Annotated in this window: 24 protein-coding genes and 1 tRNA gene; 14 read left to right on the top strand and 11 right to left on the bottom strand. The window is 71.8% G+C overall.

The features are described from left to right. Positions 1–8: 8 nt before the first annotated feature. The 3 genes from ACZ6B1_RS16100 to ACZ6B1_RS16110 all read right to left on the bottom strand — a co-directional run bounded on the left by ACZ6B1_RS16100 (position 9) and on the right by ACZ6B1_RS16110 (position 5028). Positions 9–944, bottom strand: a complete 936-nt coding sequence (locus tag ACZ6B1_RS16100; RefSeq protein WP_468778764.1) for a cellulose-binding protein — start codon at positions 942–944, stop codon at positions 9–11. 201 nt (positions 945–1145) lie between these two features. Next, entirely contained in the window at positions 1146–4022 is a 2877-nt protein-coding gene (locus ACZ6B1_RS16105; protein ID WP_468778766.1) for an SUKH-4 family immunity protein, read from the bottom strand. Positions 4023–4032: 10 nt separating this feature from the next. Continuing rightward, a complete protein-coding gene (locus tag ACZ6B1_RS16110) occupies positions 4033–5028 on the bottom strand; it encodes an SMI1/KNR4 family protein (protein WP_468778768.1) in 996 nt (331 codons plus the stop codon). 275 nt (positions 5029–5303) lie between these two features. Here ACZ6B1_RS16110 and ACZ6B1_RS16115 point away from each other — a divergent pair, with 275 nt between their 5' ends. After that, positions 5304–5831, top strand: a complete 528-nt coding sequence (locus ACZ6B1_RS16115) for a YwqJ-related putative deaminase (protein ID WP_468778771.1) — start codon at positions 5304–5306, stop codon at positions 5829–5831. A gap of 80 nt (positions 5832–5911) precedes the next feature. After that, complete coding sequence (locus tag ACZ6B1_RS16120) at positions 5912–6406, top strand: SUKH-3 domain-containing protein (RefSeq protein WP_468778774.1); 495 nt, start codon at positions 5912–5914, stop codon at positions 6404–6406. Positions 6407–6456: 50 nt separating this feature from the next. Here ACZ6B1_RS16120 and ACZ6B1_RS16125 read toward each other — a convergent pair whose 3' ends face one another. Next, positions 6457–7758: a sensor histidine kinase gene (locus ACZ6B1_RS16125; protein ID WP_468778776.1), complete on the bottom strand. Its 1302-nt coding sequence runs from the start codon at positions 7756–7758 to the stop codon at positions 6457–6459. Between the two features lie 166 nt (positions 7759–7924). Here ACZ6B1_RS16125 and ACZ6B1_RS16130 point away from each other — a divergent pair, with 166 nt between their 5' ends. The 8 genes from ACZ6B1_RS16130 to ACZ6B1_RS16165 all read left to right on the top strand — a co-directional run bounded on the left by ACZ6B1_RS16130 (position 7925) and on the right by ACZ6B1_RS16165 (position 14439). Continuing rightward, complete coding sequence (locus ACZ6B1_RS16130) at positions 7925–8806, top strand: hypothetical protein (RefSeq protein WP_468778778.1); 882 nt, start codon at positions 7925–7927, stop codon at positions 8804–8806. 11 nt (positions 8807–8817) lie between these two features. Further along, positions 8818–8888: transfer RNA gene (locus ACZ6B1_RS16135), tRNA-Gln, on the top strand. A 115-nt stretch (positions 8889–9003) separates the two neighbouring features. Next, positions 9004–10452: a bifunctional UDP-N-acetylglucosamine diphosphorylase/glucosamine-1-phosphate N-acetyltransferase GlmU gene (gene glmU, locus ACZ6B1_RS16140; RefSeq protein WP_468778780.1), complete on the top strand. Its 1449-nt coding sequence runs from the start codon at positions 9004–9006 to the stop codon at positions 10450–10452. A gap of 141 nt (positions 10453–10593) precedes the next feature. Beyond that, positions 10594–11574, top strand: a complete 981-nt coding sequence (locus tag ACZ6B1_RS16145) for a ribose-phosphate diphosphokinase (RefSeq protein ID WP_468778781.1) — start codon at positions 10594–10596, stop codon at positions 11572–11574. 204 nt (positions 11575–11778) lie between these two features. Then, complete coding sequence (locus tag ACZ6B1_RS16150; protein ID WP_468778783.1) at positions 11779–12378, top strand: 50S ribosomal protein L25/general stress protein Ctc; 600 nt, start codon at positions 11779–11781, stop codon at positions 12376–12378. A 70-nt stretch (positions 12379–12448) separates the two neighbouring features. Continuing rightward, entirely contained in the window at positions 12449–13051 is a 603-nt protein-coding gene (gene pth / locus ACZ6B1_RS16155; RefSeq protein ID WP_468778785.1) for an aminoacyl-tRNA hydrolase, read from the top strand. Positions 13052–13103: 52 nt separating this feature from the next. Next, the gene (locus ACZ6B1_RS16160; RefSeq protein WP_468778787.1) at positions 13104–13607 is read left to right on the top strand and encodes a hypothetical protein; all 504 of its coding nucleotides are present in this window, start codon (positions 13104–13106) and stop codon (positions 13605–13607) included. 136 nt (positions 13608–13743) lie between these two features. Further along, on the top strand, positions 13744–14439 hold the full coding sequence (locus ACZ6B1_RS16165) for a hypothetical protein (RefSeq protein WP_468778789.1): 696 nt from the start codon (positions 13744–13746) through the stop codon (positions 14437–14439). 71 nt (positions 14440–14510) lie between these two features. Here ACZ6B1_RS16165 and ppc read toward each other — a convergent pair whose 3' ends face one another. Further along, complete coding sequence (gene ppc / locus ACZ6B1_RS16170; RefSeq protein WP_468778791.1) at positions 14511–17243, bottom strand: phosphoenolpyruvate carboxylase; 2733 nt, start codon at positions 17241–17243, stop codon at positions 14511–14513. Positions 17244–17547: 304 nt separating this feature from the next. Between ppc and ACZ6B1_RS16175 the strand changes: the two genes are divergently transcribed. After that, the gene (locus ACZ6B1_RS16175) at positions 17548–18555 is read left to right on the top strand and encodes an acyl-CoA desaturase (RefSeq protein ID WP_468778793.1); all 1008 of its coding nucleotides are present in this window, start codon (positions 17548–17550) and stop codon (positions 18553–18555) included. Next, complete coding sequence (locus tag ACZ6B1_RS16180; RefSeq protein WP_250399399.1) at positions 18552–19229, top strand: TetR/AcrR family transcriptional regulator; 678 nt, start codon at positions 18552–18554, stop codon at positions 19227–19229. The genes ACZ6B1_RS16175 and ACZ6B1_RS16180 overlap by 4 nt, the downstream gene beginning before the upstream one ends. 86 nt (positions 19230–19315) lie before the next feature. Here ACZ6B1_RS16180 and ACZ6B1_RS16185 read toward each other — a convergent pair whose 3' ends face one another. Further along, positions 19316–20131 carry a trans-aconitate 2-methyltransferase gene (locus ACZ6B1_RS16185; RefSeq protein ID WP_468778795.1) on the bottom strand — a complete coding sequence of 272 codons (816 nt, stop codon included), beginning with the start codon at positions 20129–20131 and terminating at the stop codon, positions 19316–19318. A gap of 89 nt (positions 20132–20220) precedes the next feature. Here ACZ6B1_RS16185 and tamR point away from each other — a divergent pair, with 89 nt between their 5' ends. Further along, positions 20221–20718, top strand: a complete 498-nt coding sequence (tamR, locus tag ACZ6B1_RS16190; protein ID WP_358928808.1) for a MarR family transcriptional regulator TamR — start codon at positions 20221–20223, stop codon at positions 20716–20718. Here the strand turns inward: tamR and ACZ6B1_RS16195 are convergent. Next, positions 20677–21444, bottom strand: coding sequence for a LuxR C-terminal-related transcriptional regulator (locus ACZ6B1_RS16195; protein WP_468778797.1), 768 nt, complete (start codon positions 21442–21444; stop codon positions 20677–20679). The genes tamR and ACZ6B1_RS16195 overlap by 42 nt on opposite strands. Positions 21445–21708: 264 nt before the next feature. Here ACZ6B1_RS16195 and ACZ6B1_RS16200 point away from each other — a divergent pair, with 264 nt between their 5' ends. Further along, positions 21709–22164 (top strand): GNAT family N-acetyltransferase, encoded by a 456-nt coding sequence (locus ACZ6B1_RS16200; protein ID WP_468778799.1) that lies wholly within the window; start codon positions 21709–21711, stop codon positions 22162–22164. Positions 22165–22171: 7 nt separating this feature from the next. Here ACZ6B1_RS16200 and ACZ6B1_RS16205 read toward each other — a convergent pair whose 3' ends face one another. From ACZ6B1_RS16205 to galT, 4 genes are all read right to left on the bottom strand, one after another. Then, the gene (locus tag ACZ6B1_RS16205; RefSeq protein ID WP_468778801.1) at positions 22172–22903 is read right to left on the bottom strand and encodes an adenosylcobinamide amidohydrolase; all 732 of its coding nucleotides are present in this window, start codon (positions 22901–22903) and stop codon (positions 22172–22174) included. A gap of 70 nt (positions 22904–22973) precedes the next feature. Continuing rightward, positions 22974–24128, bottom strand: coding sequence for a galactokinase (gene galK / locus ACZ6B1_RS16210; RefSeq protein ID WP_468778804.1), 1155 nt, complete (start codon positions 24126–24128; stop codon positions 22974–22976). Next, a complete protein-coding gene (gene galE, locus ACZ6B1_RS16215) occupies positions 24128–25090 on the bottom strand; it encodes a UDP-glucose 4-epimerase GalE (RefSeq protein WP_468778807.1) in 963 nt (320 codons plus the stop codon). Before galE ends, galK begins: the two co-directional genes overlap by 1 nt. After that, the gene (gene galT / locus ACZ6B1_RS16220; protein ID WP_468779385.1) at positions 25087–26148 is read right to left on the bottom strand and encodes a galactose-1-phosphate uridylyltransferase; all 1062 of its coding nucleotides are present in this window, start codon (positions 26146–26148) and stop codon (positions 25087–25089) included. The genes galE and galT overlap by 4 nt, the downstream gene beginning before the upstream one ends. Between the last annotated feature and the right edge of the window lie 119 nt (positions 26149–26267).

Here is a 26267-nt window from a genome sequence, read left to right on the forward strand (position 1 = left end):
CCGCCGCGTCAGGGGGTGTCCTCCGGCTCACGCAGCCCCGACCCGGTCGGCACCCCCTGCTCCTGCTCCACCCTGCCCGTCAGGGTGATGAGACTGTTGCGCACGGAGTCCATGTGCGTCTGGACCTCGTCCCACATCTCGCTGTGCTCGCGCAGCACCCGCTCGGTCTCCTGGGCGATGCGCTTCTCCTCCGTGTGCGCCTCGTCGACGATCTCCACGGCACGCACCCGCGCCTGCTCCTCGCAGCGGCGCGCGGCCTCCTCGGCCTCGACGAGCGCCCGCTCCGCCTCGGCGACCCGGGCCTCCGCGGCGGCGATCCGCTCGGCCTGGCAGGCCTCCAGCGCGACCAGCCGCTCGGCCTCCTCGCGCTCCACCGCCGCCAGCCGCTCCGCCTGCTCAGCGGCCTGCTCGGCGGACAGCCCGTCGATGCGCTCGCGCACCTCACGCAGCGCGGCGAGCGCCTCCCCGCGCCGCTCCTTCACCCCGCGCCGCGCGCCGATCCGCAGCTCGTCGGCCTCCGCGCGTGCGGCGAGGACGAGCCGGCGGGCGTGCTCCACGGCCTCCGCGCGCAACGCGTCCGCCGCCTCCCGCGCCGCCTGGTGCACGTCCAGGGCGTACGCCTCGGCCTCGGCGATCTCCTCCTGCGCCGCCTGCCGCGCACCCTCGCGGACCTCCGCCGCCTCCCGCAGCACGAGCTGGTACAGGTGCGCCGCCCGCTCCCCCAGCGACTCGTACGTCTGCGGCACCAGTTCCTCGACCGTCTCGCGCAGCCGCGCCGCCTCCGCCTCCATGTCCTTGGCGAGCACGGTCAGCCGCGCGGCACGCTCCCACGCGGCGTCCCGGTCCTGCGACAGCGCCTCCAGATACGTGTCGACCTGATCGGGGCGGTAGCCGCGCCCCCGGACGGTCTCGAGGTCGTACGGCGTCGTCGATGCGCTGCTCACCCTGGGAGCCCCTCTCCGCCGGACATACACGACATAATGATTTCGCGCATATCCTGCTAGACCGGACGTAAGTATGCGTATTACGACACTCCGCAGAGATGTCACGGTCGAAATCCCGCGCGACGACGCGCGCGAAAACACTCATGCCCTCCACGCACACGCGTGAAGGGCATGAGAGGAGCGGGCCTCAGCGGGCGCGGGCTACAGCAGCCCGTCCCACATCTGTTCCAGCAGCACCGACCACCAGCTCTCCGGCGAACCCAGCGCCGCCGGGTCCAGAGCGGCCAACTGCGCCTGGAAGTCCACCGTCCAGCGGCCCGCCTGCTCCTGGTTCAGCCCGTGCCGAAGCCGCCACATCCGCCCCAGCAGCGCCAGGCACCGCGCGAACTCGGGCAGGCCGGTGTTCACGAACTGCGGCGGCACCGGAGCGCCACCCGGCCCCGCCTCCACCGGAACGGCCACGATGTTCGCCGTCCCGTACTGCACGCAGATCGCCCGGCCGAAGTCCGTACCCATCACCAGGTACGACCCCGCGTCCGGGGCCGGCTGCACCCCGCGCTCCGCCGCCAGCTCCGCCAGCGTCGGCACCGGACGGCCCGGCTGGGCCTGCGCCCAGAAGAACGGACCCAGGTCCACCGGAAGCCCGGCCACCACCAGCGTGTGCGCCACGACCGGCGGCACGCCCTGCCGCGACACCGCCTGCTGCTCGAACCGGAAGACCCCCGGCCCGAACACCGCCGCCAGCTCCTGCGCGATGCCCTCCGGCGGGACCGGCGGCGCCGGCTGCACCGGCGGCAGCGGCGCCCGCACCGGCGCCGGCCTGGCCGGGCCGTCCGCGACCTGGTGCAGCTCACCCTGGTGCGCCAGCAACTGCTGCATGCCCTGCTGCCGGCTCGCGTGGTCCGCGCCGTACGGCGCGATGCTCGTGATCCGCGCCTGCGGCCACTGCTCCCGGATCATCCGCGCGCAGTACGCCCCCGGCAGCTCGCACGACTCCAGCTCCGTGTGCAGCTCCAGCACCTGGTCCGGCGGCACGTTCATCGCCCGCAGCTCATGGAAGATCTGCCACTCCGGATGCGGCGTGCCCGGCGCCGAACGCCGGATCAGCTGCTGCTCCGAACCGTCCTGCGCGCGGTAGCGCAGCACCGCCTGGTACCCCGGACCCACCGTCGGCTGCCCCTGCTGCGGATAGCCGTACGCCGGAGGCTGCCCCGGCAGCGGACCACCCGGCGGCGGCATCGCACCCGGCGGCACCGGCTGCGGCATCGGCTGCGGCATCGGCTGCGGCTGCGGCTGCGGCTGCGGGGCGCCCATCGGCCCCGGCACGCCAGGGGCACCCGGCGGCATGCCGGGCGGCCCGGCCGCGGGCGGCGGCGGAGGCGGAGGCGCTCCCGGTCCGCCCACGGGCGGCGCCGCCAGGACGGTCTCCGCATGGTGCACCGCACCACGCCCCCCGCCGCCGGCGCCCGGGGCACCGGGAGCAGCGGGCGCGCCGGGAACACCAGGAACGCCCGGAGGCTGGGGAGCACCGGGGGCGGGAGGCACCGGCATGCCCGGGGTGGCCAGCACCGTGGCAGCGTGGGGGGCGTCACCCGGCGGCGTACCCCCGGGAGCGCCCGGCGCACCGGGGCCCTCGGGGCCGAGCGCCGACACGAGCTGCGTCGGCACGTACCCGCCCGCGGGCGCGCCCGGAGCACCCGGCGCGGGCGGCGGGGGCGGCGGGGGCGTACCCCCCGGACGCGCGCCCGGCGGACCCGGAGCACCCGGAGGCGGAGGCGGCGTGCCCAGTCCGGCGCGCGGCTTGCGCGGCGGCGGCGCCGCCTTGCTGGTCGCCGCGTCCGCGATGTCCCCGGCGTTCGGCGCGAGCGGCCGCTCCGGACCGGCCGGCGGCCGCGGCGCGTCCGGCACCCCGGCCGGCGCCTGCGGATAGCCGTACGTCGGCGCACCAGGAGGCGGCGCGGGCGTGGCGCCCGGCGGCGGGGTGGCACCCGGCCCGGCGGCCGGCGGGGGCGTACCCGGCGCCGCCGGCGGCTGCGGATGGCCGTACGACGGCATGCCCGGAGGCGGCGGGGTGGCACCCGGCGCACCGGGGGCAACAGGACCAGCGGACGGAGTACCCGGCGCACCCGGCGGAACGTTCGGCGCACCCGGCCCGCCCTGCGGGCCCAGCGCCGGCGCCACCGCCGTGGGCGGCAGCGCGCTGCCCCCGGACATCAACGCCGTCTTGGCGTCCGGCGCCGCGGCCGGCGGCCGCGGCACATCGCCGCCCGGCTCGCTCAGCGGCGGCGCGAACACGGTCGCCGGCAACGGCACCGAACGATCCTCGCCGGAATCCGCGTTGGTGTCCGTACCCGCCCACGGCGTCGCCCCCACGGGCGCCTCCGGCGCACTCGGCACACCAGGCGCACTCGGCGCAACGGGCCCACCGGCAGGCGCACTCGGCGCGCCCGGCGCACCGGGTACCCCCGCGCCCGGCGTGGCGCCCGCCCCGGCAGCCGGCCACGACGCACCGCTCCCGGAACCACCCGCCGCGCCCGCACCGGCCGGCGTCCCCGGAACCGCATCCGAGGGCTCCACCGCCGGCACCCCGGCCTGCGTCTCGGCGAGGGCCCCGCCCACCGCACCCGAACCGGCAGCGACAGCACCGGAATCCGCGACGGCAGCCGCGGCCCCGGACGACTCCCCCGACCGGCGATCCGGAATACCCAGCTTGTCCGCCGCCTCCTGCAACCACTCCGGCGGAGTCAGCAGGAACGACGTCTGATTCAGATCCACCCGGGCCGGAGCCTGCGCCGGCACCGCGTCCCGCACCTCGTCGACCCGCCCGTACTCCTCCTCGTACCGGCGGATCACCTCGCCCACCGGCAGCGCCGGCCACAACGTCGCCTCACCGCTGTCCCGGGCGATGACCAGACGCTGCCCGCCCGCGTCCGAACGCGGCCCCTCCGCACGGTCCTCGCCCCACACCACGAAGCCCAGCTCGAACTCCCGCACCCGCACCTCACGATGCTGGTACACGGGCACGTCACCGTTGATCCACTCCTCGGCGCGCTCCTGCGCCTGCGCAAAGGTCACCATCGCTCGCAGCTCACTCCCCCACCGGCACGGAAGACACCGGGACGGCACGCGCGAAACCGCCGTCCACCATCAGATTCGCCACCGTCTCCAACTCCGGCGGATTGCCCGCCAGCCGCGACAGGAACACGTCGAAGTCGTCACCGCACGGCAGCAGCAACCGCTCCACCCGCTCCGCGGGCGCCCACGACGCGTCCACGTCCCGCGCGTCGTCGTACGCGCAGAACCACACCGAACCGACCCGCTCACCGCGCACCTTCACCGCGAGCAGACCACCCTGCACGAAACCGACGCCCAGGTAGTCCTTGGTCAAGTGGTCACGCAGGCACTTGTTGACGTACACCAGGTCATTGACCGCGGCCTCGTCCCGCACCGTGAAGAACGGCTGGTCCAGCAACAGCCCCAGCTCGGCGTCCAGCGCGGCACCCACCGGCGCACAGCCGCCCGCCGCCTTCAGAAACGACCGGTACGCGCCCGGAAGGCGGTACCCCAGCTCCTCCTCGACACCCTGCACCTGCGACTCCGTCACCGCCACACCCGACTTCGGCAGCCCGAAGTGCGCCGGACGCGTCTCCTGCAACGGCCGCGTACCGCGCTTGCCGTGATCCACCCGGGTCGTCGCCACCCCGCCGTGATGCCGCAACAGCGCCTTCACGTCGACCGGCACCAACTCCAGCCGCCGCGAACCCACCACGTGATGCCACGTCCAGCCGTGCGGCGTCGCCACATCCGGCACCGTGTCCCACAACTCGTGCCCCGCCGCGGCCAGCGCCGCGTTCGCCGACACATAGTCCGTCAGCCGAAGCTCGTCGACCCCGAAACCCTCCGGCGGCTCGGCGATCTCCGCCGCCGCGCGCGCGTACGCCGAGAAATCCGGGTAACCATGCTCATCGACCCGTACCCCTCTCGGGTGACGTGCCGCCCGAACCGGATCCGGGAAGTGCACGACCTGCCCGGCATAAGCCGCGTTCGGCGGCGCGGCTTTCTGCCCGAGCCGACCTGTCGTCATGGCGGTTGCCCCCTGCGGCGTGCTCTCTGGCCTGAACGGCGGTGTCGATCGCGGATGCCGACAGCCTAAGCGGTACGCGCACACCGGTCACCGGCCCCGCCACCCCACCCCGCCACATCCCGCCCCCACTTCCGTGACCAGCCGTCACCCCAACGTGACGGCACCACCCGACCCGGGCGTGTCGCGCCGCCCCAGCTTCCGCACCAGGCACGGCATTTGGCACTCTGTGTCCTTCGGGGCACCTTCGGGGCACTCCCCGGGGAGGGAAAACGCACATGAACGCGACGCAGACCGGGGGTACCGACGTGCGGGGTACCGACCTGCGGGCCGGCGACCCGCGCATCGGCTGGAGCGGCACCCGCACACCCCCCGCCCCCACCCTCCACCACCGCCGCGACGGCATCCTCCCCACCATCGCCGCCGCCCTCTCCGTCCGCGGCACCACCCTCACCGGCACCGCCGCCCGCGGCGACCAGCCCCCGGCCCTGCACCCCCTCGTACAGGACTTCCTCGACACCCTCACCAGCGCCCAGCGCGACCGCTTCACCGGCCGCTGCGCCGAGACCATCCTCATCTCCCGGCACATCACCGCCGCCGACGCCGCCCGCAGCAGACGCTCCGCCCGCAAGCCCATGACCAACGGCGAAGCCCGCAAAGTCCTCAAACAGGCCAAACTCACCACCCGCCGTATACGCGAGGACGGCGACCCCCTGCACGGGAACTTCGCCACCCCCTGCCGCGCCTGCACCGCCCTGAGCGCCCACTTCGGCGTCCGCGTCGTCGACCCCACCGCCGACGACTGAACCCCCGCACTCCCGCACGGACGGGACCCGCCGCGACACCCCGCACCACCCGCACAGCACGCACGACGATCGAAGGGCAGATGCACCCCGACCGCACCTCCACCACCCGCTTCCCCGTCCCCGTGGACGCCGCCCTGCGCGCCGCCGGCTGGCAACCCGGGCGCTGGGACATAAAGCAAGCGGAGTTCTGGGCCGACACCCTGCGCGAGCACACCTCACCCGCCGGGCACCAGCACACCGTCTTCCCCGCGGCCGTCGAAGCCTGGGCCGAATTCGGCGGACTGCGCATCGCCCCCATCGGCCCCGGCCGCCAGGTCGCCCCCGCCACCCTGCACCTCGACCCCCTGCACGGCCTCCACCTCGCCCGCACCCTCGGCGACCTCGGCCGCGCCCTCGGCACCGAGGTCAGCCCCCTCGGCGAGGAGACCGACACCTCCGCCCTCCTCGCCATCGACACCGAAGGCCGCGTCTACGCCCTCGACCACACCGGCGACTGGTACCTCGGCCCCGACATCGACCAAGCCCTGTCGACCCTCGTCGCCGGCGCCCAACCAGCCCGCCTCACCACCGCCTGACACAGCCCGGCACCCCGGTCACCAGGCCCAGCCGAGAACGGCGGCACCCCTCACACCGCCGGAATCACCGCCGACACCCGGAAACCCCCCACATCCGTCGGCCCCGACACGAACACCCCGCCCAGCGCCAGCACCCGCTCCCGCATCCCCACCAGACCGTTGCCACCCGACGGCAGCCCCGCCGCCGACGCGGACCCCGGCTCCGGCGGCGGCCCGTTCTCCACCTGCATCGCGATCTCCCCACCCCGGTGCGCGAGCCGCACATACGTCTTCGCACCCCCCGCGTGCTTGTGCACGTTCGTCAGCGCCTCCTGCACCACCCGGTACGCCGTCTGCTCCACCTCCGCCGCATACGACCGCACCTCACCCTCCACCGACAGATCGACCACCATCCCCGCCGCGGCCGACTGCCCCACCAGCTCCTCCAGCTCCGACAGACACGGCCCCTCCTCCTCGGCCGCCCCCGAAGCCGCCCGCGCCACGGCCACCCCCACCGCCGCCAGCGGCACCACCGCCGCCCGCCGCCCCGCGTCCTCCCCGGCCCGCAGCACCCCGAGCATCTCCCGCAGCTCGGTCAGCGCCTGCCGCCCCATGTCCCCCACCAGCGCCGCGTTCCGCACCGCCTTCTCCGGATCCTTCCGCGCCACCGCCTGCAACGCCGCCGCGTGCACCACCATCAGACTCACCCGGTGCGCGACCACGTCGTGCATCTCCCGGGCGATCCGCGTCCGCTCCTCGTTGCGCGCCCACTGGGCCCGCTCCTCCGCCCGCTCCGCGAGCAACTGGAGCTCCCGCTCCAGAGAATCCGCCCGCTCCCGCAGGCTCTCCATCAACCGGCGCCGCGCACCCACATACAGACCGAGCAGCACCGGCGGAGCCGTCAGCCCCAGCGACGTCGTGATCGAGGCGAACGGCACGAACCAGTCGCCCAGCGTCAGATCACCGCGCGCCATGTCCTGCCGCACCCGCACGAACGTCACGATCATCGTGCCCACCAGCGACATCCCCGCCAGCGCCACGATGATCCGCCGCGGCAGCTCGCACGCCGCCAGCGTGTACAGCCCGACGATGCCCATCAGGAAGCCCATCTGGGCCGGCGTGATCGCGATCGCGACCAGCACGACGGCTATCGGCCACTTCCTGCGCACCAGCAGCACCGAGCCGGCGATCAACCCGAACACGATCCCCACCGACACCGGGACACCCGCGTCCTGGGCGAACGGAATCCCCTCCGCACCGCACTCCACGGCCGACACCAGCGCGAGACTCCCGTCGAGCACCGCACTGCGCCACCTGGCCCACCACCACGGGCCGGTCAGGGCCCTGGTGTGCTCTTCCCCCGTCGTGGTCATGCCTCCAGCCTACGGGCGGCGGCGGTGCCATTTCCGGTGACTTTCACCTACCGCCGCACAACACACTCCGTAATCGAATGACACCTGAACCCACCACAATCCCTCGAACAGCTGAACCCCACCCGTTCGACCTCGGAGCCGATCATTCCGCCCGGACGGTATGCGTATGACACATTCACCCGGCAAGAGCAGCAGGTACGAGGACTTCGAGACGTTGCGGAAGCGAGCGGTCGAGTTACGCCGGGAGGGGCACAGCCTCCGGCAGATCCGGGACGAGCTGAAGGTCTTCAACAACGACATCCTCAACCAACTGGTCAAGGGCGAACCGCCACCCGAATGGACCAGGCGCCCGAACGCCAAGGACGACCTCCGGGAGAAGGCACGGGAGCTGCGCCTTCGAGGGTGGACGTACGACCGGATCCAGGCGGCGCTGGGCTGCTCCAGGAGCTCGGTGTCGCTTTGGGTGCGAGACCTGCCGAAGCCGGCTCCGCGCCATACACCGGAAGAGCAACAGGAGCTGATGCGCGCGGGACTGGCACACAAGTACGCGGCCGTGGACCGCGAGCGTGAGGCGACGAAGCGGGCCGCGGCCGATTCGATCGGCAAGCTCTCCGCCCGGGAGCTGTTCCTGCTCGGCGTAGGCCTCTATTGGGCCGAGGGCGGCAAGGACAAGCCCTATGCTCGCCGCGAAGTCGTCGCGTTCGTCAACAGCGATCCGAGCATGATCGAGGTCTTCCTGGCATGGCTGGACCTCCTGGGGGTCGCGCGCGAGCGCCTCCGGTACACCGTGATGATCCACGAGACGGCGGACGTCCCGGCCGCCGAGCGGTATTGGGCAGAGCTCGTCGGCGCCGCCTCCGGCTCGTTCAACAAGACGAGCCTGAAACGGCACAATCCCAAGACGGTCCGCAAGAACGTCGGCGACGACTATCACGGCTGTCTCGCCATCAAAGTGCTGCAAGGCGCCGACTTGTACCGTCGCATCGAGGGCGCCTGGTACGGCATAGTGGTGTCCGTGCGCGAAGCCGATCAACCAAATCGGACATAGCGCATCTTTCATCCCGGATCGTCTAAAGGTAGGACAAACGGTTTTGGTCCGTTGAATGAGGGTTCGAGTCCTTCTCCGGGAGCCCAGGATCAGTGGGCCCTGACAGCACCGTCAGGGCCCACACTCATATCCGCCCCAACCCGCCCCGGTATCCTGCGGCTGTCACCCCCACCCATCCAGAGCCGAAGGGCAACCCCGTGAGCGCCATTCGCCCGGCAGCCGTCGTCGTTCTTGCAGCGGGTGAGGGCACCCGTATGAAGTCGGCCACACCGAAGGTCCTGCACCAGATCTGCGGCCGTTCCCTCGTGGGCCATGTGCTGGCCGCCGCCCGTGAATTGGATCCGGCGAACCTGGTCGTCGTCGTGGGGCACGCCCGTGAGCAGGTCACCGCGCACCTGGGTGAGATCGACCCCGGCGTCCGCACGGCCGTGCAGGAGCAGCAGAACGGCACCGGGCACGCGGTGCGGATGGGCCTGGAGGAGCTGGGCGGGCCGGTCGACGGGACCGTGGTCGTGGTGTGCGGGGACACTCCGCTGCTGACCGCGGACACGCTGCGGCGGCTCGCTGAGACCCATGCCGCCGACGGCAACGCCGTGACCGTCCTGACGGCGGAGGTTCCGGACGCGACCGGTTACGGCCGGATCGTGCGCGACGAGGCGTCGGGTGCGGTGACGACGATCGTGGAGCACAAGGACGCCTCGGACGCCCAGCGGTCGATCCGGGAGATCAACAGCGGGGTGTTCGCGTTCGACGGGCGGCTGCTGGCGGACGCGCTGAAGAAGGTGCGGACCAACAACAGCCAGGGCGAGGAGTACCTGACGGACGTGCTCGGGATCCTGCGTGAGGCGGGGCACCGGGTCGGTGCGTCGGTGGCCGGTGATCACCGGGAGATCGCGGGGATCAACAACCGGGTGCAGCTCGCTGAGGCGCGCCGCATTCTGAACGACCGTCTGCTGACGCGGGCGATGCTGGACGGTGTGACGGTGGTGGATCCGGCGTCGACGTGGGTGGACGTGACGGTGACGTTCGAGCGGGACTCGGTGGTGTACCCGAACACGCTGCTGTCGGGTGCGACGCTGATCGGCGAGGGCGCCGAGGTGGGTCCGAACAGCCGGCTGAACGACACCCGGGTGGGCGCGGGGGCGCGGGTGGACAACACGGTGTCGGACGGTGCGCGGATCGGCGCGGGGGCGTCCGTGGGGCCGTACGCGTATCTGCGGCCCGGTACGCGTCTCGGGGCGAAGGCCAAGATCGGTACGTATGTGGAGACGAAGAACTCGTCGATCGGTGAGGGGACGAAGGTTCCGCATCTGTCGTACGTCGGTGACGCGACGATCGGTGATTTCTCGAACATCGGTGCGGCGAGTGTGTTCGTGAACTACGACGGGGAGAGCAAGCACCACACGACCGTCGGGTCGCACTGCAAGACGGGGTCGGACAACATGTTTGTGGCTCCTGTCACGGTCGGGGACGGTGCTTACACTGCCGCCGGGTCCGTGATCACGAAGGATGTGCCGCCCGGTTCGCTGGCCGTGGCCCGTGGTCAGCAGCGGAATATCGAGGGTTGGGTGGCTCGCAAGCGTCCTGGGAGCGCGGCCGCGAAGGCGGCCGAGGCGGCGTCCCGTCAGGCCCCTGACGAGGACTGACGGGAAACGAGTGCGTCGAACACGGCGTACCGTGATAAGTGGACAACCGCACCCCTACCAGCTGATTCGGCCTCTCGCGCCCAGCCGAGTGGTGGCTTGAGCAGCCGGCTGGCTTTTAGAGACCTCTGAGGAGACTGTGCTGTGACCGGGATCAAGACGACCGGCGAGAAGAAGATGATGTTCTTCTCCGGCCGCGCCCACCCCGAGCTTGCCGAGGAGGTCGCCCAGCAGCTGGGTGTCGGGGTTGTCCCGACGAAGGCCTTCGACTTCGCCAACGGCGAGATCTATGTGCGTTACCAGGAGTCGGCGCGTGGCGCCGACTGTTTCCTGATCCAGAGCCACACGGCGCCGATCAACAAGTGGATCATGGAGCAGCTCATCATGATCGACGCGTTGAAGCGCGCGTCGGCCCGTTCCATCACGGTGATCGTGCCGTTCTACGGTTACGCGCGGCAGGACAAGAAGCACCGGGGTCGTGAACCGATCTCGGCGCGTCTGATCGCGGACCTGATGAAGACCGCGGGCGCGGACCGGATCCTGACCGTGGATCTGCACACGGACCAGATCCAGGGCTTCTTCGACGGTCCGGTGGACCACCTGTTCGCGCTGCCGCTGCTGGCGGACTACGTGGGCGGCAAGGTGGACCGGGAGAAGCTGACGGTCGTGTCGCCGGACGCCGGCCGGGTGCGGGTGGCGGACCGTTGGTGCGACCGGCTGGGCGCGCCTCTCGCCATCGTGCACAAGCGGCGGGACAAGGACGTGGCCAACCAGGTCACGGTGCACGAGGTCGTCGGTGACGTGAAGGGCCGCATCTGCGTCCTGGTGGACGACATGATCGACACGGGTGGCACGATCTGTGCCGCTGCGGACGCGCTGTTCGCGCACGGTGCGGAGGACGTCATCGTGACGGCGACGCACGGTGTGCTGTCGGGTCCGGCGACGGACCGGCTGAAGAACTCGCGGGTGAGTGAGTTCGTGTTCACGAACACGCTGCCGACGCCGGGTGAGCTGGCTGGGGACCTGGACAAGATCAAGGTTCTGTCGATCGCTCCGACGATCGCGAGTGCGGTGCGTGAGGTCTTCGAGGACGGGTCGGTGACCAGCCTCTTCGACGAGCAGTGAGGTTTCCGCAGCTCGCCGCGGCGGGCTAGCTGAAGATCCTTTTGGAGGCGGCCTCCCCTGCCGAGTAGACTGCTGCAGTTGCTCGGCGAGGGAGGCCGTTTCCCGTTTCACGGGGTACGGCGATCCGTTATCGACGCGCTCTTCGTAGCAGGCCGTTCGTGGCCGGGTGACCACGTCCGTCTCTGTTTCCGAGGAGTGATCAACATGTCCGAGGTGAAGCTCACCGCCGCGACGCGCACCGAGTTCGGCAAGGGTGCCGCCCGTCGTATCCGTCGTGACAACAAGGTTCCGGGTGTTCTCTACGGCCACGGTTCCGACCCGCTGCACCTGACGCTGCCGGGCCACGAGCTGCTGCTGGCGCTGCGTACGCCGAACGTCCTGATCTCGCTGGACATCGACGGCAAGGCCAACGAGCTGGCGATCCCGAAGTCCGTGCAGCGTGACCCGATCAAGGGCTTCCTGGAGCACGTCGACCTGCTGCTGGTCAAGCGCGGCGAGAAGGTCACGGTCGAGATCCCGGTGCAGACCGAGGGCGAGCTGGCCCCGGGTGGCAACCTGCTCGAGCACGTGCTGAACGCGCTGCCGGTCGAGGCCGAGGCCACGCACATCCCCGAGGCCGTCACCGTCTCCGTCGAGGGCCTGCAGGCCGGTGCGTCCATCCACGCCAAGGACATCACGCTGCCGTCCGGCGTGACCCTGGCCGTCGAGGAGGACGCTGTCGTCCTGCAGGTCCTGGCCGCGCAGGCCGAGGAGGCCCCGGAGGGCGAGGAGACCGAGGGCGCCGAAGAGGTCGCCGAGGCCTGATCCTCGTAGTCGTCGTTTCGTCAGCCGCTGTTCCCCGAGGGGGACGGCGGCTGGCGCGTATCAAGGAGACATGGACGTGAGCACTCCCGCAGGTGCCCCCTGGCTGATCGTGGGGCTCGGTAATCCCGGGCCGGAGTACGCCATGAACCGGCACAACGTCGGTTTCATGGTGGTGGATTTGCTCGCCGGGCGGATCGGGGGGAAGTTCAAGCGGGCGGGCAAGGCGCAGGCGCAGGTGCTGGAGGGTCGGATCGGTCCGGTGGGGCCGGCGAACCGCCGGGTGATCCTGGCGAAGCCGATGTCGTTCATGAATCTGTCGGGTGGTCCGGTGAACGCGTTGCGGGACTTCTACAAGGTGCCGTTGGAGAACGTGGTGGCGGTGCACGACGAGCTGGACATCGACTACGGGGTGCTGCGGCTGAAGCTGGGCGGCGGGGACAACGGGCACAACGGTCTGAAGTCGATGACGAAGGCGATGAGCGCGGACTACCACCGGGTGCGGTTCGGGATCGGCCGGCCGCCGGGGCGGATGCAGGTGGCGGACTTCGTGCTGAAGGACTTCTCGTCGTCGGAGCGCAAGGAGCTGGACTACTTCGTGGACCGGGCGGCGGATTCGCTGGAGTGCCTGGTGACGGAGGGGCTCGAGCGGGCGCAGAGCGCCTACAACTCCTGACTTGTCCGGTCATGGCTCGCACCGGAGTTGACCAGCGGTAGGGGCATGGCCAATGATCCCCGCCATGCCTGCCTCAGCCACCACCGCCCGCCAGGCCTCCGTGACCGCGCTGCGGTTCGGGCGGGTCGCGGCGATGGGTGCCGTCGCCGCCCTGATCCTGTTCGCCGGGGTGTGGGGGTCCTGGGGGACCGCGCAGCACGTGATGCTGACCAAGGGGCGTGAGCGGGGCACGATCCGGGTGGCGGACTGCGCGGGGGGCGTCTGCTCCGGTCCGTTCACGCCGGTCTCCGCGGGGGCGGGGGCGCGGGCGCACATGGAGATCGCGCGGACGGTCGCGGTGCGCGAGGGGCGGACGTACGACGTGGTGGTGAAGCCGGGGTCGGCCGAGGTGGTGCGGTCGGGTCCCGCGGGTGTGCTGTACGCGTGGGTGCCGTTCGGCGGGGCGTTGCTGCTGGCGTCGGTCGTGGTGGCGGGCGGGATGCGGCGGACCCGGGTGGCGTGGGCGCTGGCCGGGGCGGGTGTGGCGCTGCTGACGGCGGCGTTCGTGTCGCTGTGACGGGTTCGGGGCGTTCTTCACGTGTGTAAGGGACCTGTGTGTTGTCCGTTCGTGATTGACCGGGCACCGGGCCGGGGCGGAAGCTGAACCGCCCCCTCCACATCTCCCCGTCCCTGTCGCGTAGATGGACTGCCCTATGCCCACCCTCACTCGCGTCGGCGCACTGACCGCCGTCGCCTCGGCGGCGCTGCTCGCCGTCCCCACCGCCGCTCACGCCACCGCTCCCGGTGACAACGGCACCGTCAAGATCCACGATGCCCGGACCGGCGAGGAGCTGCGCCGCAACGAGCCGCACGTCTGCACGTTCTACCTGGACGCCTTCGGCTTCGACGGCGTGCAGCGGGTCGACTGGCACATCGAGGCCTGGGCGCCGACGGCGTCCGTGAAGGGCGGGACGGTGAAGTCCGGTGCGCTCACGCTGGACGCCGGCGGTCATGGCCGCACGGAGGATCTGTCGCTGCCGGACGGTCACTACAAGCTCTTCTGGAACTTCGAGGGCGAGAAGGGGTCGGCGAAGCACAAGGTGTTCTGGACGGACTGCGCGGGCTCCGAGGGGGGCGCGGGCGTGCCCTCCGGTTCGGCGTCGCCGTCCGCTTCGGTTCCGGGCTCCTCGTCCGCCGCGTCGCCGTCGTCCTCGTCCGGCTCGGCGGCGGGTGTGCCGGCGTCCGGCTCGCCGTCCCCGGCGGTGTCCTCGTCGCCGTCCGCCCAGGGCGGCGGTGGCGATCTGGCGGAGACGGGCAACGGTGCTCCGGTGGGCCTGCTGTCGGCCGGGGCCGCGGCGCTGGTCGCCGCGGGTGGCTATCTGGTGGCGCGGCGGGTGCGGCGCGGCTGAGGCCGGTGTGAACGAAACGGGTGCCCCCGCGGTCGTGCGACCGCGGGGGCACCCGTGTGTGCGGTGGGGCGTCAGCCGGTGTTGCGCAGGCCCGCCGCCACGCCGTTGACGGTGAGGAGCAGGGCACGGGCGAGCAGCGGGTCGGCCGTGGCCCCTGCGGCGGCCGCGTCGCGGTGCCGCTTGAGCAGGGTGACCTGGAGGTAGGAGATGGGGTCGAGGTAGGCGTCGCGGATGGCGAAGGTCTGCTTGAGTACGGGGGTGGCGTCGAGGAGTTCGTCCTCGCCGGTGATCCTCAGGACCTCGCGGACGGTGAGTTCGTGTTCGGCCTTGATGGTGTCGAACACGTGCTTGAGCTCGTCGGGGACGAGGGTGTCGACGTAGTGCTGGGCGATCCGCAGGTCGGTCTTGGCGAGGGTCATCTCGACGTTGGAGATGAAGTTGCGGAAGAAGTGCCACTGCTGGTGCATCTCGTCCAGGACGGTGTCCAGGCCGGCCTCGCGCAGGGCCTTCAGGCCGGAGCCGACGCCGAACCAGCCGGGGACGATCTGCCGGGACTGGGTCCAGCCGAACACCCACGGAATGGCGCGCAGGCCGTCGAGCGAGACGCCGGAGCCGGGGCGGCGGGAGGGCCGGGAGCCCAGGTGCAGGTCGGCGAGCTGGTCCACCGGCGTGGACGCGAGGAAGTACGTCGGCAGGTCGGGGTCCTCGACCAGGCGGCGGTAGGCGCCGTGGGCGGCGTCGGAGACGACGTCCATGGCGGCGTCCCAGCGGGCGAGGGCCTCGTCGGACTGGCGGGGCGCGGTGTGCAGGGCGGAGGCCTGCAGGGTGGCCGCGACGGTCAGTTCGAGGTTCTCGCGGGCGAGGGAGGGGATGAGGTACTTGTCGGAGATGACCTCGCCCTGTTCGGTGACCTTGATCTCGCCCTCGAGGGTGCCCCAGGGCTGGGCGAGGATCGCGTCGTGGGAGGGGCCGCCGCCGCGGCCGACGGTGCCGCCGCGGCCGTGGAAGAGGCGCAGCCGCACGCCGTAGCGGTGGGCGACGTCGCGCAGCCGGCGCTGGGCGCGGTGGATCTCCCACTGGCTGGTGGTGATGCCGCCGAACTTCGAGGAGTCGGAGTAGCCGAGCATGACCTCCTGGACGTCGCCGCGCAGCGCGACCAGGCGCCGGTAGGACGGGTCGGAGAGCATGTCCTCGAGGATGGTGTCGGCGGCGCGCAGTTCGTCGGTGGTCTCCAGCAGCGGCACGATGCCGATCCTGGCCCAGCCGGCGTGCAGGTCGACGAGGCCCGCCTCGCGGGCGAGGACGGCGGCGGCGAAGACGTCGTCGGCGCCCTGGCACATGGAGATGATGTAGGACTCGATGACCTCGGGTCCGAAGACCTCCAGGGCCTTCTTCACGGTCTCGAAGACGCCGAGGGTCTTGGCGCCGGCGGCGTCGACGGGGGCCGGGGTGGGGGCGAGGGGCCTGCGGGAGCGCAGTTCCTTGGCCAGGAGCCTGGCCCGGTAGTCCCGGGGCATGTCGGCGTAGCGCCAGGACTCCTCGCCGAGGCGGTCGAAGAGCTGGCCGAGGGCGTGGTGGTGGGCGTCGGCGTGTTCGCGGACGTCCATGGTGGCGAGCTGGAGGCCGAAGGCGGCGAGGGTGCGGATGGTGCGGGCGAGGCGGCCGTCGGCGAAGAGGGCGCCGCGGTGCTCGCGCAGGGAGGTCTGGATGATGCGGAGGTCGGCGAGGAGCTCGCTGGTGCCGAGGTAGTCGCGGCCGTCCTGGTGGGGGGTGCCCTTGGCGAGGCGCTGCTTGGTGTTCTCCAGCTTCTGCCGGATGCAGGTGGCCTTGAGCCGGTAGGGCTCCTCGGCGTTGAGGCGCTTGTAGCGGGGGCTGATCTCGGGAAGCTGTTCGAGGTCGCTGTGCAGCGACTCCAGCAGTTCCTCGGTGGCTCCGGCGTAGCGGATGGAGTTGGAGAGCAGGCCGCGCAGTTCGTCGATCATCTCCAGGGCGTCGTTGATGCCGTGCTCGTGCTGGAGGATGAGGACGTCCCAGGTGACCTGGGGGGTGACGTTGGGGTTGCCGTCGCGGTCGCCGCCGATCCAGGTGCCGAAGGTGAGCGGGCGGGTGGCGTCGGGCAGCCTGACGCCGACGCGCTCGAGTTCGGCGGTGAGGTCCTCGAGGACGTCGCCGACGGCGTCGGCGTGCAGCTCGTCGAGGTAGTAGATGGCGTTGCGGGCCTCGTCGGCGGGTTCGGGGCGGACGACGCGCAGTTCGTCGGTCTGCCAGACGAGGTCGATGTTCTCGGCGAGGCGGATGTCGTGGCGGCGGCGGTCGGAGTCGAGGACGGGGGTGTCCAGGAGCGCGGCGACCCGCCGGAGCTTGTTGAGGACGGACCGGCGCGCGGCCTCGGTGGGGTGCGCGGTGAACACGGGGCGGACGTTGAGGTGCTCGACGGTCTGCCGCAGGTGTTCGGGGTCGGCGTCCTTGAGGCGGTCCGCGGTGCGGGCGAGGAGGCCGCCCTCGGCGGCGCGGCGGGCGCGCAGCTCGCGGCCGCGGTGGACCTGCTCGGTGACGTTGGCGAGGTGGAAGTAGGTGGAGAAGGCGCGGACCAGCTTGGCGGCGGTCTCCAGTTCGGTGCCGCGCAGCAGCTCTGCGGCGGCTTCGCCGTCCTCCCGGGTGAGGCGGCGGACCTTCTCCACCAGGTCGAGGAGTTCGGGGCCTTCCTGACGTACGAGGGTCTCGCCCAGGAGGTCACCCAGCCGGCGGATGTCGGCGCGCAGCTCGCTGCTGGTCGTGGTGGTCTGGTCGTCGGCACTGCTCACAGGTGCGGCTCCTTGCAGTGTTGAAGCTCGTCTGGAGGGAACCCGGAAGTCCGTCCGCCGCGCAGCGGGTGCCGCATACGGGCCGAGGGGTCCGGGAAGGAATCAGAGCGGACCGCGCTGTCCGACCGACTTCAAGGATAGGTGTCCACTCGGACGCGCAGGCTCTCGGGCTCTTGCCGCCGAACGGCACGCTGACATACTTACGATGCCGTAGGTTACGGAACCGTAGGGAAGGTCGCTCCATCTCCCGCCGGTTCCGGCGGCCCGGCATCGGCCTCGACCCTAGACCCCACAGGGGACGCGCATGACCTCAAGTTCCGATGTGATCGACGAAGCCCGTAAGGCCAACGACACCTCCACCTCCTCCGCCACGCTGGGCGGCGAGCAGAAGCGTTCGATCGAGCAGATCACGCTGCTCCTGTTCATCACGGTGCCGTTCCTGGCACTGGTGGCGGCCGTGCCGCTGGCCTGGGGCTGGGGGGTGAGCTGGCTCGATCTGGGCCTGCTGGTGTTCTTCTACTTCCTGGGGTGCCACGGCATCACGATCGGTTTCCACCGGTACTTCACCCATGGCTCGTTCAAGGCGAAGCGGCCCCTGCGGATCGCGCTGGCGATCATGGGGTCGCTGGCGGTCGAGGGGCCGCTGGTGCGCTGGGTGGCGGACCACCGCAAGCACCACAGGTTCTCCGACGCCGAGGGCGACCCGCATTCGCCGTGGCGGTTCGGGGAGACGGTCCCGGCGTTGATCAAGGGCCTGTGGTGGGCGCACATCGCCTGGATGTTCGACGAGGAGCAGACGCCGCAGGAGAAGTACGCGCCGGACCTGATCAAGGACGGGGCGATCCGGGCGATCTCGCGGCAGTTCGTGCTGTGGACGGCCGTGTCGCTGCTGCTGCCGCCGCTGATCGGTGGTCTGGTGACGATGTCCTGGTGGGGCGCCTTCACCGCGTTCTTCTGGGGTTCACTCGTCCGGGTGGCGCTGCTGCATCACGTGACGTGGTCGATCAACTCGATCTGCCACGCGGTGGGCAAGCGGCCGTTCAAGTCGCGGGACCGTTCGGGCAACGTGTGGTGGCTGGCGGTCCTGTCGTGCGGGGAGTCCTGGCACAACCTGCACCACGCCGACCCGACCTCGGCGCGGCACGGGGTGATGCGCGGCCAGGTCGACTCCTCCGCGCGGATCATCCGCTGGTTCGAACTGCTCGGCTGGGCGTACGACGTGCGCTGGCCGTCACGCTCGCGTATCGATTCGCGGCGCGACACCGGCGAAGGCGGCTCCCGGCGCGGGAAGGAAGCAGCCGAGGCGGCATGATTGACGCCGTGGCGACCGACTCCAGCAGCACTCCGAGCAACGACAAGCAGCGGCGGACCCGCCGGACCCGTATGACCGGCGCCGAGCGCCGCCAGCAGCTGCTGGAGATCGGTCGCACCCTTTTCGCGGCGAAGGGTTTCGAGGGCACGTCGGTGGAGGAGATCGCGGCGAAGGCCGGGGTGTCCAAGCCGGTGGTGTACGAGCACTTCGGCGGCAAGGAGGGGCTGTACGCGGTGGTGGTCGACCGCGAGATGCGGCGGCTGCTGGACATGGTGACCGGCTCGCTGACCGCCGGGCATCCGCGTGAGCTGTGCGAGCAGGCGGCCTTCGCGCTCCTGGACTACATCGAGGAGTACACGGACGGCTTCCGCATCCTGGTCCGCGACTCCCCCATCCCCCAGTCGACGGGGTCCTTCGCCTCCCTCATCTCGGACATCGCCACCCAGGTGGAGGACATCCTGGGCCGGGAGTTCAAGTCCCGCGGCTTCGACCCGAAGCTGGCCCCGCTGTACGCCCAGGCGCTGGTCGGCATGGTCGCGCTGACCGGCCAGTGGTGGCTGGACGTGCGCCGGCCGAAGAAGGCGGAGGTCGCGGCGCACCTGGTGAACCTGGCCTGGCACGGACTGGACGGCCTGGAGCAGAAACCGCGGCTGATAGGGCACCGGAAGGCCTAGGGCCTGCCGCGCCCGGCGGACGGGACCCTCACAACAGGCTCGGGCGGGGTTCCAGGAACTCGAGCCGGTTGCGCTACGAGCATGGCTCACTCCGCCCTCTTCACGGCGACCGCGAACAGCCGGCGGAACGGCAGGACGGTGCCGTACGGGGCGCTCGGGTAGGCGGCGCGGAGCAGGTCGCGGTACTCGGTGACGAAGGCGTCGCGGGCCTCGGGGTCGTCGGCGAGGGCGGTCAGGGCGGGGCGCAGGCCGGTCCCCTTGACCCAGTCGAGGACGGGGTCCTCGCCGGTCAGGACGTGCAGGTACGTCGTCTGCCACACGTCGGTCGCGCAGCCGAGGCGGGCGAGGCGGTCCAGGTAGACGCCGGGGGTGTGCACGGAGTCCTCGTGGCGCAGGACGTCGCCGAGGAGGGGCTTCCAGCGGGGGCCGGCGGCGAGTTCGCGCATCAGGGCGTGCAGGGGGGCGTCGATGTTGTCGGGGACCTGGAAGGCGAAGGTGCCGCCCGGTGTGAGGCCCGCGATCCAGTCGGCGAAGCGGTCGGCGTGGCCCGGCACCCACTGCAGGGTGGCGTTGGAGACGATCAGGTCGTACGGCTCCCCGGGCGTCCAGGTGCGGGCGTCGGCGTGGGCGAAGTCGAGCCGGCCGCCGCCGGCCGTGGGGCCCTCGTGGTCGACGTGCGCCTTGTCGAGCATCTCGGGTGAGTTGTCGTAGCCGGTGATGTGGGCGGTGGGCCAGCGTGCGGCGAGCAGGGTGGTGACGTTGCCGGGGCCGCAGCCGAGGTCGGCGATGCGGGGCCGGCTGGAGGGGAGGTCCGGGACGCGGGCGAGGAGGTCGGCGAAGGGGCGGGCGCGGTGGCCGGCGTGGCGGAGGTACTGGGCGGGGTCCCAGGTGGGTGTCGTCATGTGGTTCACTCTCCCGAGAATATTGTCTCGATGTCAAGAGACTCGATATCAAGAGACTTCACGTCGACACAACCACTACACTGATCTCCATGGAGGACGAGGTCGATCGGCTGGTCGCAGCGTGGCGCCGGGAGCGCCCGGACCTCGACGTGGAGCCGCTCGAGGTGCTCAGCCGGGTGAGCCGACTGGCCCGGCACCTGGACCGCGCGCGCCGGCTCGCCTTTGCGGAACACCAGCTCGAGCCCTGGGAGTTCGACGTGCTGACCGCGCTGCGGCGTGCGGGAACCCCCTACCAGCTCTCTCCCGGGCAACTGCTGACACAGACCCTGGTCACCTCGGGCACGATGACCAACCGGATCGACCGGCTCGCCAAGAAGGGCCTGGTGGAGCGGCTGCCCGATCCGAGTGACCGGCGGGGCGTTCTGGTCCGGCTGACCGACACCGGCCGGGACCGCGCGGACCAGGCGCTGGCGGGCCTGCTGGAGCAGGAGCGGGCGATCCTCGCCGAACTCTCCCGCGCCCAGCGCGCTGAACTGGCCAGCCTGCTACGCCAGTTGACCGCCCCGTTCGACAACATCCCCGGCTAGGTCGGCCGGCCCCACTCCCGCCCTGCGGGCGAGGGCGACGGCGGCGAGGGTCGAGTGGACGCCCAGCTTGCCGAGGACGTTCTGCATGTGCGTGCGCACGGTGTGCGGGGAGAGGAACAGCCGCTCCGCCACGGCCTTGCGGCCGAGCCCCGCGACCATGCACCGCAGCACTTCCCGCTCCCTGGGGGTCAGCGACTCCACCAGCCGCTCGCTCTCGGTGCGGTGCTTGCGGGCGGCCGTCAGTTCCTTCAGGACGCCGGTGAGCAGCGCGGGCGGCAGATGCGTCTCGTCGCGCAGCACACCCCGGATCACCGTCAGCAGCCGGGACAGCGAGCAGTCCTTGGCGACCCAGCCGGAGGCCCCGGCCTGCAGGGCGAGGGCGGCCCGCCGGGGATCGTCCTTCTCGGCGAGGACCACCGTACGCACTCCCGGCTGCGCCGAGCGGACGCCCGCGACCAGCGAGATCCCGTCGACCAGCCCCTCCTCGTCGCCGGCGTGCACGGGCACGGCCGGGCGGACGCCGGACACGGTGCCGCCCAGATCGGCGTCCACGAGGAGGACGTCGTAACGGCGGCCCTCGGCGGCCGCGCGCTCCAGACAGCGCAGCGCTGCCGGGCCGCTGCCCGCGGCGAAGACGTCGACGTCGGGCTCGGCGGCCAGCGCGGCCGCGAGCGACTCGGCGAAGATACGGTGGTCGTCGACGACCAGCACTCGGATGCGAACCACGAAACCCCCTTCCCCAGGCTCCGCGTGGAGCAGGGGACAACCAAGGTCCGGAGAACGACGACCCGCGCGGACCCGACACTCGCCGGTGGGAAACGCCGACCGCACGGCCGCCGCCGTTGCGGACACTGCTACCCCCACCACGGGCGCCGTACCCGTCTGTCTCGCCCCCTGATCAGCACCGGCCCCCACCGGCGCTGCTCCACAGAGTACGGATGCGGGCACGCGGCGGAAGTCGATTCACAGAACTGGCCGTCCGGCACGTTTATGGTGTGCCGCATGTTTCGTATTGAGGCGGAAGTCGACAGAGGCCGACGTGATCTGCTCCGCTCCCGGCTGCGGGACACCAACACGGCGGCGTCCCCGGTCCTCGCGGCCCTGCGTGGAACCCCGGGCGAGCGCGACGTGCCACTGCACGTGTGGGCGCTGGACGAGTCGGGGGAACTGGCCGCCGGCCTGGTCGGCCACACCTGGGCGACCTGGCTGCACGTCACCTACCTGTGGGTCGACGCCCGCCACCGCGGCGCGGGCCTCGGCACCCGCCTGCTGGCCCGCGCGGAACACATCGCCCGCACCGACCGAGCCTGCGCCACCGCCCGCCTGGAGACCTGGGACTTCCAGGCCCCCGACTTCTACAAGAGACAGGGCTACGAAGTGGTGTGCGTGATCCCCGACTACCCCCCGGGCCTCACGGAGTACACCCTGACGAAGCGACTCACCTGACGCGGGGTCACCGCGGGGACGGCGGAGCCGGATACGGCGAGGGCCGTTCCGTGAGACCGCTGGACGGCGGCACGGCCTCGCCCACCGCCCGGTGCACGGCCCGGGCCAGGCGGGCGCCCCACAGGGAGCGAGGGCCGGCGAAGGGGTGGAGGGGGGCGTCGGGGGTTGGGGTGCGGGAGGCCACGCAGATGGCGTCCGTGGGAGTGCCGGAGCAGTCGTGGCCGGCGTCGAGCAGGGCCTGGACCTTGGCTTCCGTGGCGGTCGCGACCGCGTTGACCAGGGCGGCGTCGGTCAGCGCCACGGGGAGGACGGCGATGATGTTGATGGTGCCCGGCTGCGCGGGCAGCGCGGTGCCCTCCGCAGGGATCGCGGCCCAGCCGCGCACGCTGATGCCGGCCGTGACGACCGCTTCCGCTCCGCCGTCCTCCGCACGGCCGTGGCGGGAGACGTCCGCCGCCGTCATCAGCCCGACGCCCGGTCCGGCGGCATCCGCCGCGGCGGCCAGTTCGGCGAGGTGCCGGTCCGGGTCGGTACGCCGGTAGCCGTGCGCCACCTGGGCGTTGAGGACCCAGCCGCGCTCTCCGATGCCGCCGCCGAGCACGGCGCTGCTGATCATCCGCCACCCCGGGCCCGCCCGCCACAGCAGCGCGTGCAGCCGCTCACCGTCCTCGAAGCGGGTCAGCAGCCGCACGGCGAGCGGTCCGGTGGTCGTGGCGGACGGGGGGAGGACGGCGGTCACCGGTTCTTCGCTCCTCGGGGTGAGAACCGGCCGATCTTATCCGGGCCGGTCCCGCCGCCCCGCCCGGCCGTCAGCCCAGCCGGCGCGCCCCCGGTGAGGGCACCGCCTCGAAGACCCGCGGGGCCGTGTAGCCGGCCGTGGCGAAGGCCTCCCGCACCGCCTTCGTCACCGTGTCCACGTCCGCCGCCTCCGCCAGGACGATCGCCGAGCCGCCGAAGCCGCCGCCGGTCATCCGGGCGCCCAGGGCGCCCGCGGTCAGGGCCGTGTCGACGACCAGGTCCAGCTCCGGGCAGGAGATGCGGAAGTCGTCGCGCAGGGAGGCGTGGCCCTCGGTGAGGACCGGGCCGATGGCGCGGGTCTCGCCGGAGCGCAGCAGGTCGACGGTCCGCTCGACCCGTTCGTCCTCGGTCACCACGTGCCGGACCAGGCGGATCACCTCCTCGTCGTCGCCGAGGCGGGCGAGGGCCGCGTCCAGGCCGGCGTAGGGGATGTCCCGCAGGGCGTCGACGCCGAGCAGGGCGGCGCCCTTCTCGCAGCCGGCCCGGCGCTTGCCGTACTCGCCGCCGCTGTGGGCGTGCTTGACCTGGGTGTCGACCACCAGCAGGCGCAGGCCCTCGGCGGCCAGGTCGAAGGGGATCTGCCGCTGGGACAGGTCGCGGGTGTCGAGGAACAGGGCGTGGCCCTGCTCGCAGCAGGCCGAGGCCGTCTGGTCCATGATCCCGGTGGGCGCGCCGACGTAGGCGTTCTCGGCGCGCTGGCACAGGCGGGCCAGTCGCCGGCGCTGCAGGCCGAGGTCGTACAGGTCGTTCAGGGCCAGGGCGACGACGACCTCGAGGGCGGCGGAGGAGGACAGACCGGCGCCGGTGGGCACCGTGGAGGCGAGGTGGATGTCGGCGCCCGTGACCGGGTGGCCGGCCTCGCGCAGCGCCCAGACGACGCCCGCCGGGTACGCCGTCCAGTTCTGGTCGCTCCGCGGAGCGAGCGCGTCCAGCGTCAGCTCGACGGCCGCGCCCCCGATGTCCGCCGAGTGCAGGCGCAGCACGCCGTCGGTGCGGCGGGAGACCGCGGCCGTGGCCTGGTGCGGCAGCGCGAACGGCATCACGAAGCCGTCGTTGTAGTCGGTGTGCTCGCCGATGAGGTTGACCCGGCCGGGCGCCGCCCACACCCCTTCCGGGGCGGCGCCGTACAGCTCGGTGAAACGCCCGGTGACCTGCTCTGCCCGCACTACCGCTCCCTGGAGATGTGCTGTGCGAACTCCCACGCGTCCGCGACGATCCCCGCGAGGTCCGCGCGGGACGGGTTCCAGCCCAGCTTCTCGCGGGCCGTGTCCGCCGAGGCCACCAGGACCGCCGGGTCGCCGCCGCGGCGCGGTGCGACGACCTCGGGGATCGGGTGCCCGGTGACCTTGCGGACGGTCTCGACGACCTCGCGGACGGAGAAGCCGCTGCCGTTGCCGAGGTTGCAGATCAGGTGCTCGCCCGGCCGGGCGGCGTCGAGGGCCAGCAGATGGGCCTCGGCGAGGTCGGCGACGTGGATGTAGTCGCGGACGCAGGTGCCGTCCGGGGTGGGGTAGTCGTCGCCGTAGACGGAGATCGCCTCGCGGCGGCCCTGGGCGACCTGGAGGACCAGCGGGATCAGGTGCGACTCGGGGTCGTGGCGTTCGCCGTACGTGCCGTAGGCGCCGGCCACGTTGAAGTAGCGCAGGGAGACCGCGGCCAGGCCGTGGGCGTTCGCCTCGCTGGTGATCATGTGGTCGACGGCGAGCTTGGTGGCCCCGTAGGGGTTGGTCGGCCTCGTCGGGGCGGTCTCCACGATGGGGACCTGCTCCGGTTCGCCGTAGGTGGCCGCCGTGGAGGAGAAGACCAGCTTGCGGACGCCCGCATCGCGCATCGCGCCAAGCAGGGCCAGGCTGCCGGCGACGTTGTTGTCCCAGTACTTCTCCGGCTTCACCACCGACTCGCCGACCTGCGAGGAGGCGGCGAAGTGCAGCACGCCCTCGTAGGAGGGGTCGAGCCACTTCGCGGCGTCCTTGATGTCGCCCTCGACGAACGCGGCACCGGCGGGCACGCCCGCGCGGAAGCCGGTGGAGAGGTTGTCGAGGACGGTGACCTCGTGGCCGGCCTCCAGCAGGTGCTGGGCCACGACACTGCCGACGTACCCCGCCCCGCCCGTCACCAGGTACTTCATGAACTCGCTACCTCTCGCAGTCGCTCGGCCGCGGTTTCCGGCGGCACATCGTTGATGAACACGTTCATGCCGGACTCGGAACCCGCGAGAAACTTCAGCTTGCCGGAAGTGCGGCGGATGGTGAAAAGCTCGAGGTGCAGCGCGAAGTCGTCCCGCGTCACGCCGTCGAACTCCTCCAGCGCGCCGAACGGGGCCTGGTGCCAGGCCGCGATGTAGGGCGTCGGAGGCTCACCCTCGCCGAAGATACGGTCGAAGCGCTTCAAGAGTTCCAGATAGATCTGGGGGAACTCTGTGCGGGCCGCCTCGTCGAGGGCGAGCAGATCGGGCACGCGGCGCTTGGGGTACAGGTGGACCTCGTACGGCCAGTGCGCCGCGTAGGGGACGAAGGCCGCCCAGTGTTCACCCTCAAGGACGACCCGCTCGCCGGCGAGCTCCCGGGCCAGGACGTCGTCGAACAGGTTCTGTCCGCCGGTGGCCTCCTTGTGGGCGGCGAGCGAGCGGAGCATCAGCGCGGTGCGGGGCGTGGCGAAGGGGTAGGCGTAGATCTGACCGTGCGGGTGCTGCAGGGTCACGCCGATCTCGGCACCCCGGTTCTCGAAACAGAACACCTGCTCGACGGAGGGCAGATGCGACAGCTCGGAGGTGCGGTCCGTCCAGGCGTCCAGTACCAGCCGCGCCTGGTCCTCGGTGAGGCCGGCGAAGGAGGCGTCGTGGTCGGAGGTGAAGCAGACCACCTCGCAGCGGCCGGAGTCGCCGGCGAGCGAGGGGAAGCGGTTCTCGAAGACGACCACGTCGTACGAGGAGTCGGGGATCTCGCTGAGCCGCTCGCCCCGGGTCGGGCACAGGGGGCACTGGTCGGCCGGCGGGTGGTAGGTGCGGCCCTGGCGGTGCGAGGCGACGGCGACCGAGTCGCCGAGCAGCGGGTCGCGGCGGATCTCGGAGGTGGTCACCGTGGCGTCCAGCGGGCGGCGGTCGGCGGCGTCCCGCACGATGTCGTCCTGGAGGTCGTAGTAGATCAGCTCACGACCGTCGGCCAGCCGGGTCGAGGTCTTCTTCACGTCGGACTCCTTGTTCCGCGCCTTCTTGAGGCTCGTCCGCACTCCATCACTCAACACAATCAAACATAACAGATCACAACCCGACAACACCTCGTACGATCACAATCAAACAAAGAACA

The sequence above is a fragment of the Streptomyces sp. NPDC041129 genome (assembly GCF_055592265.1).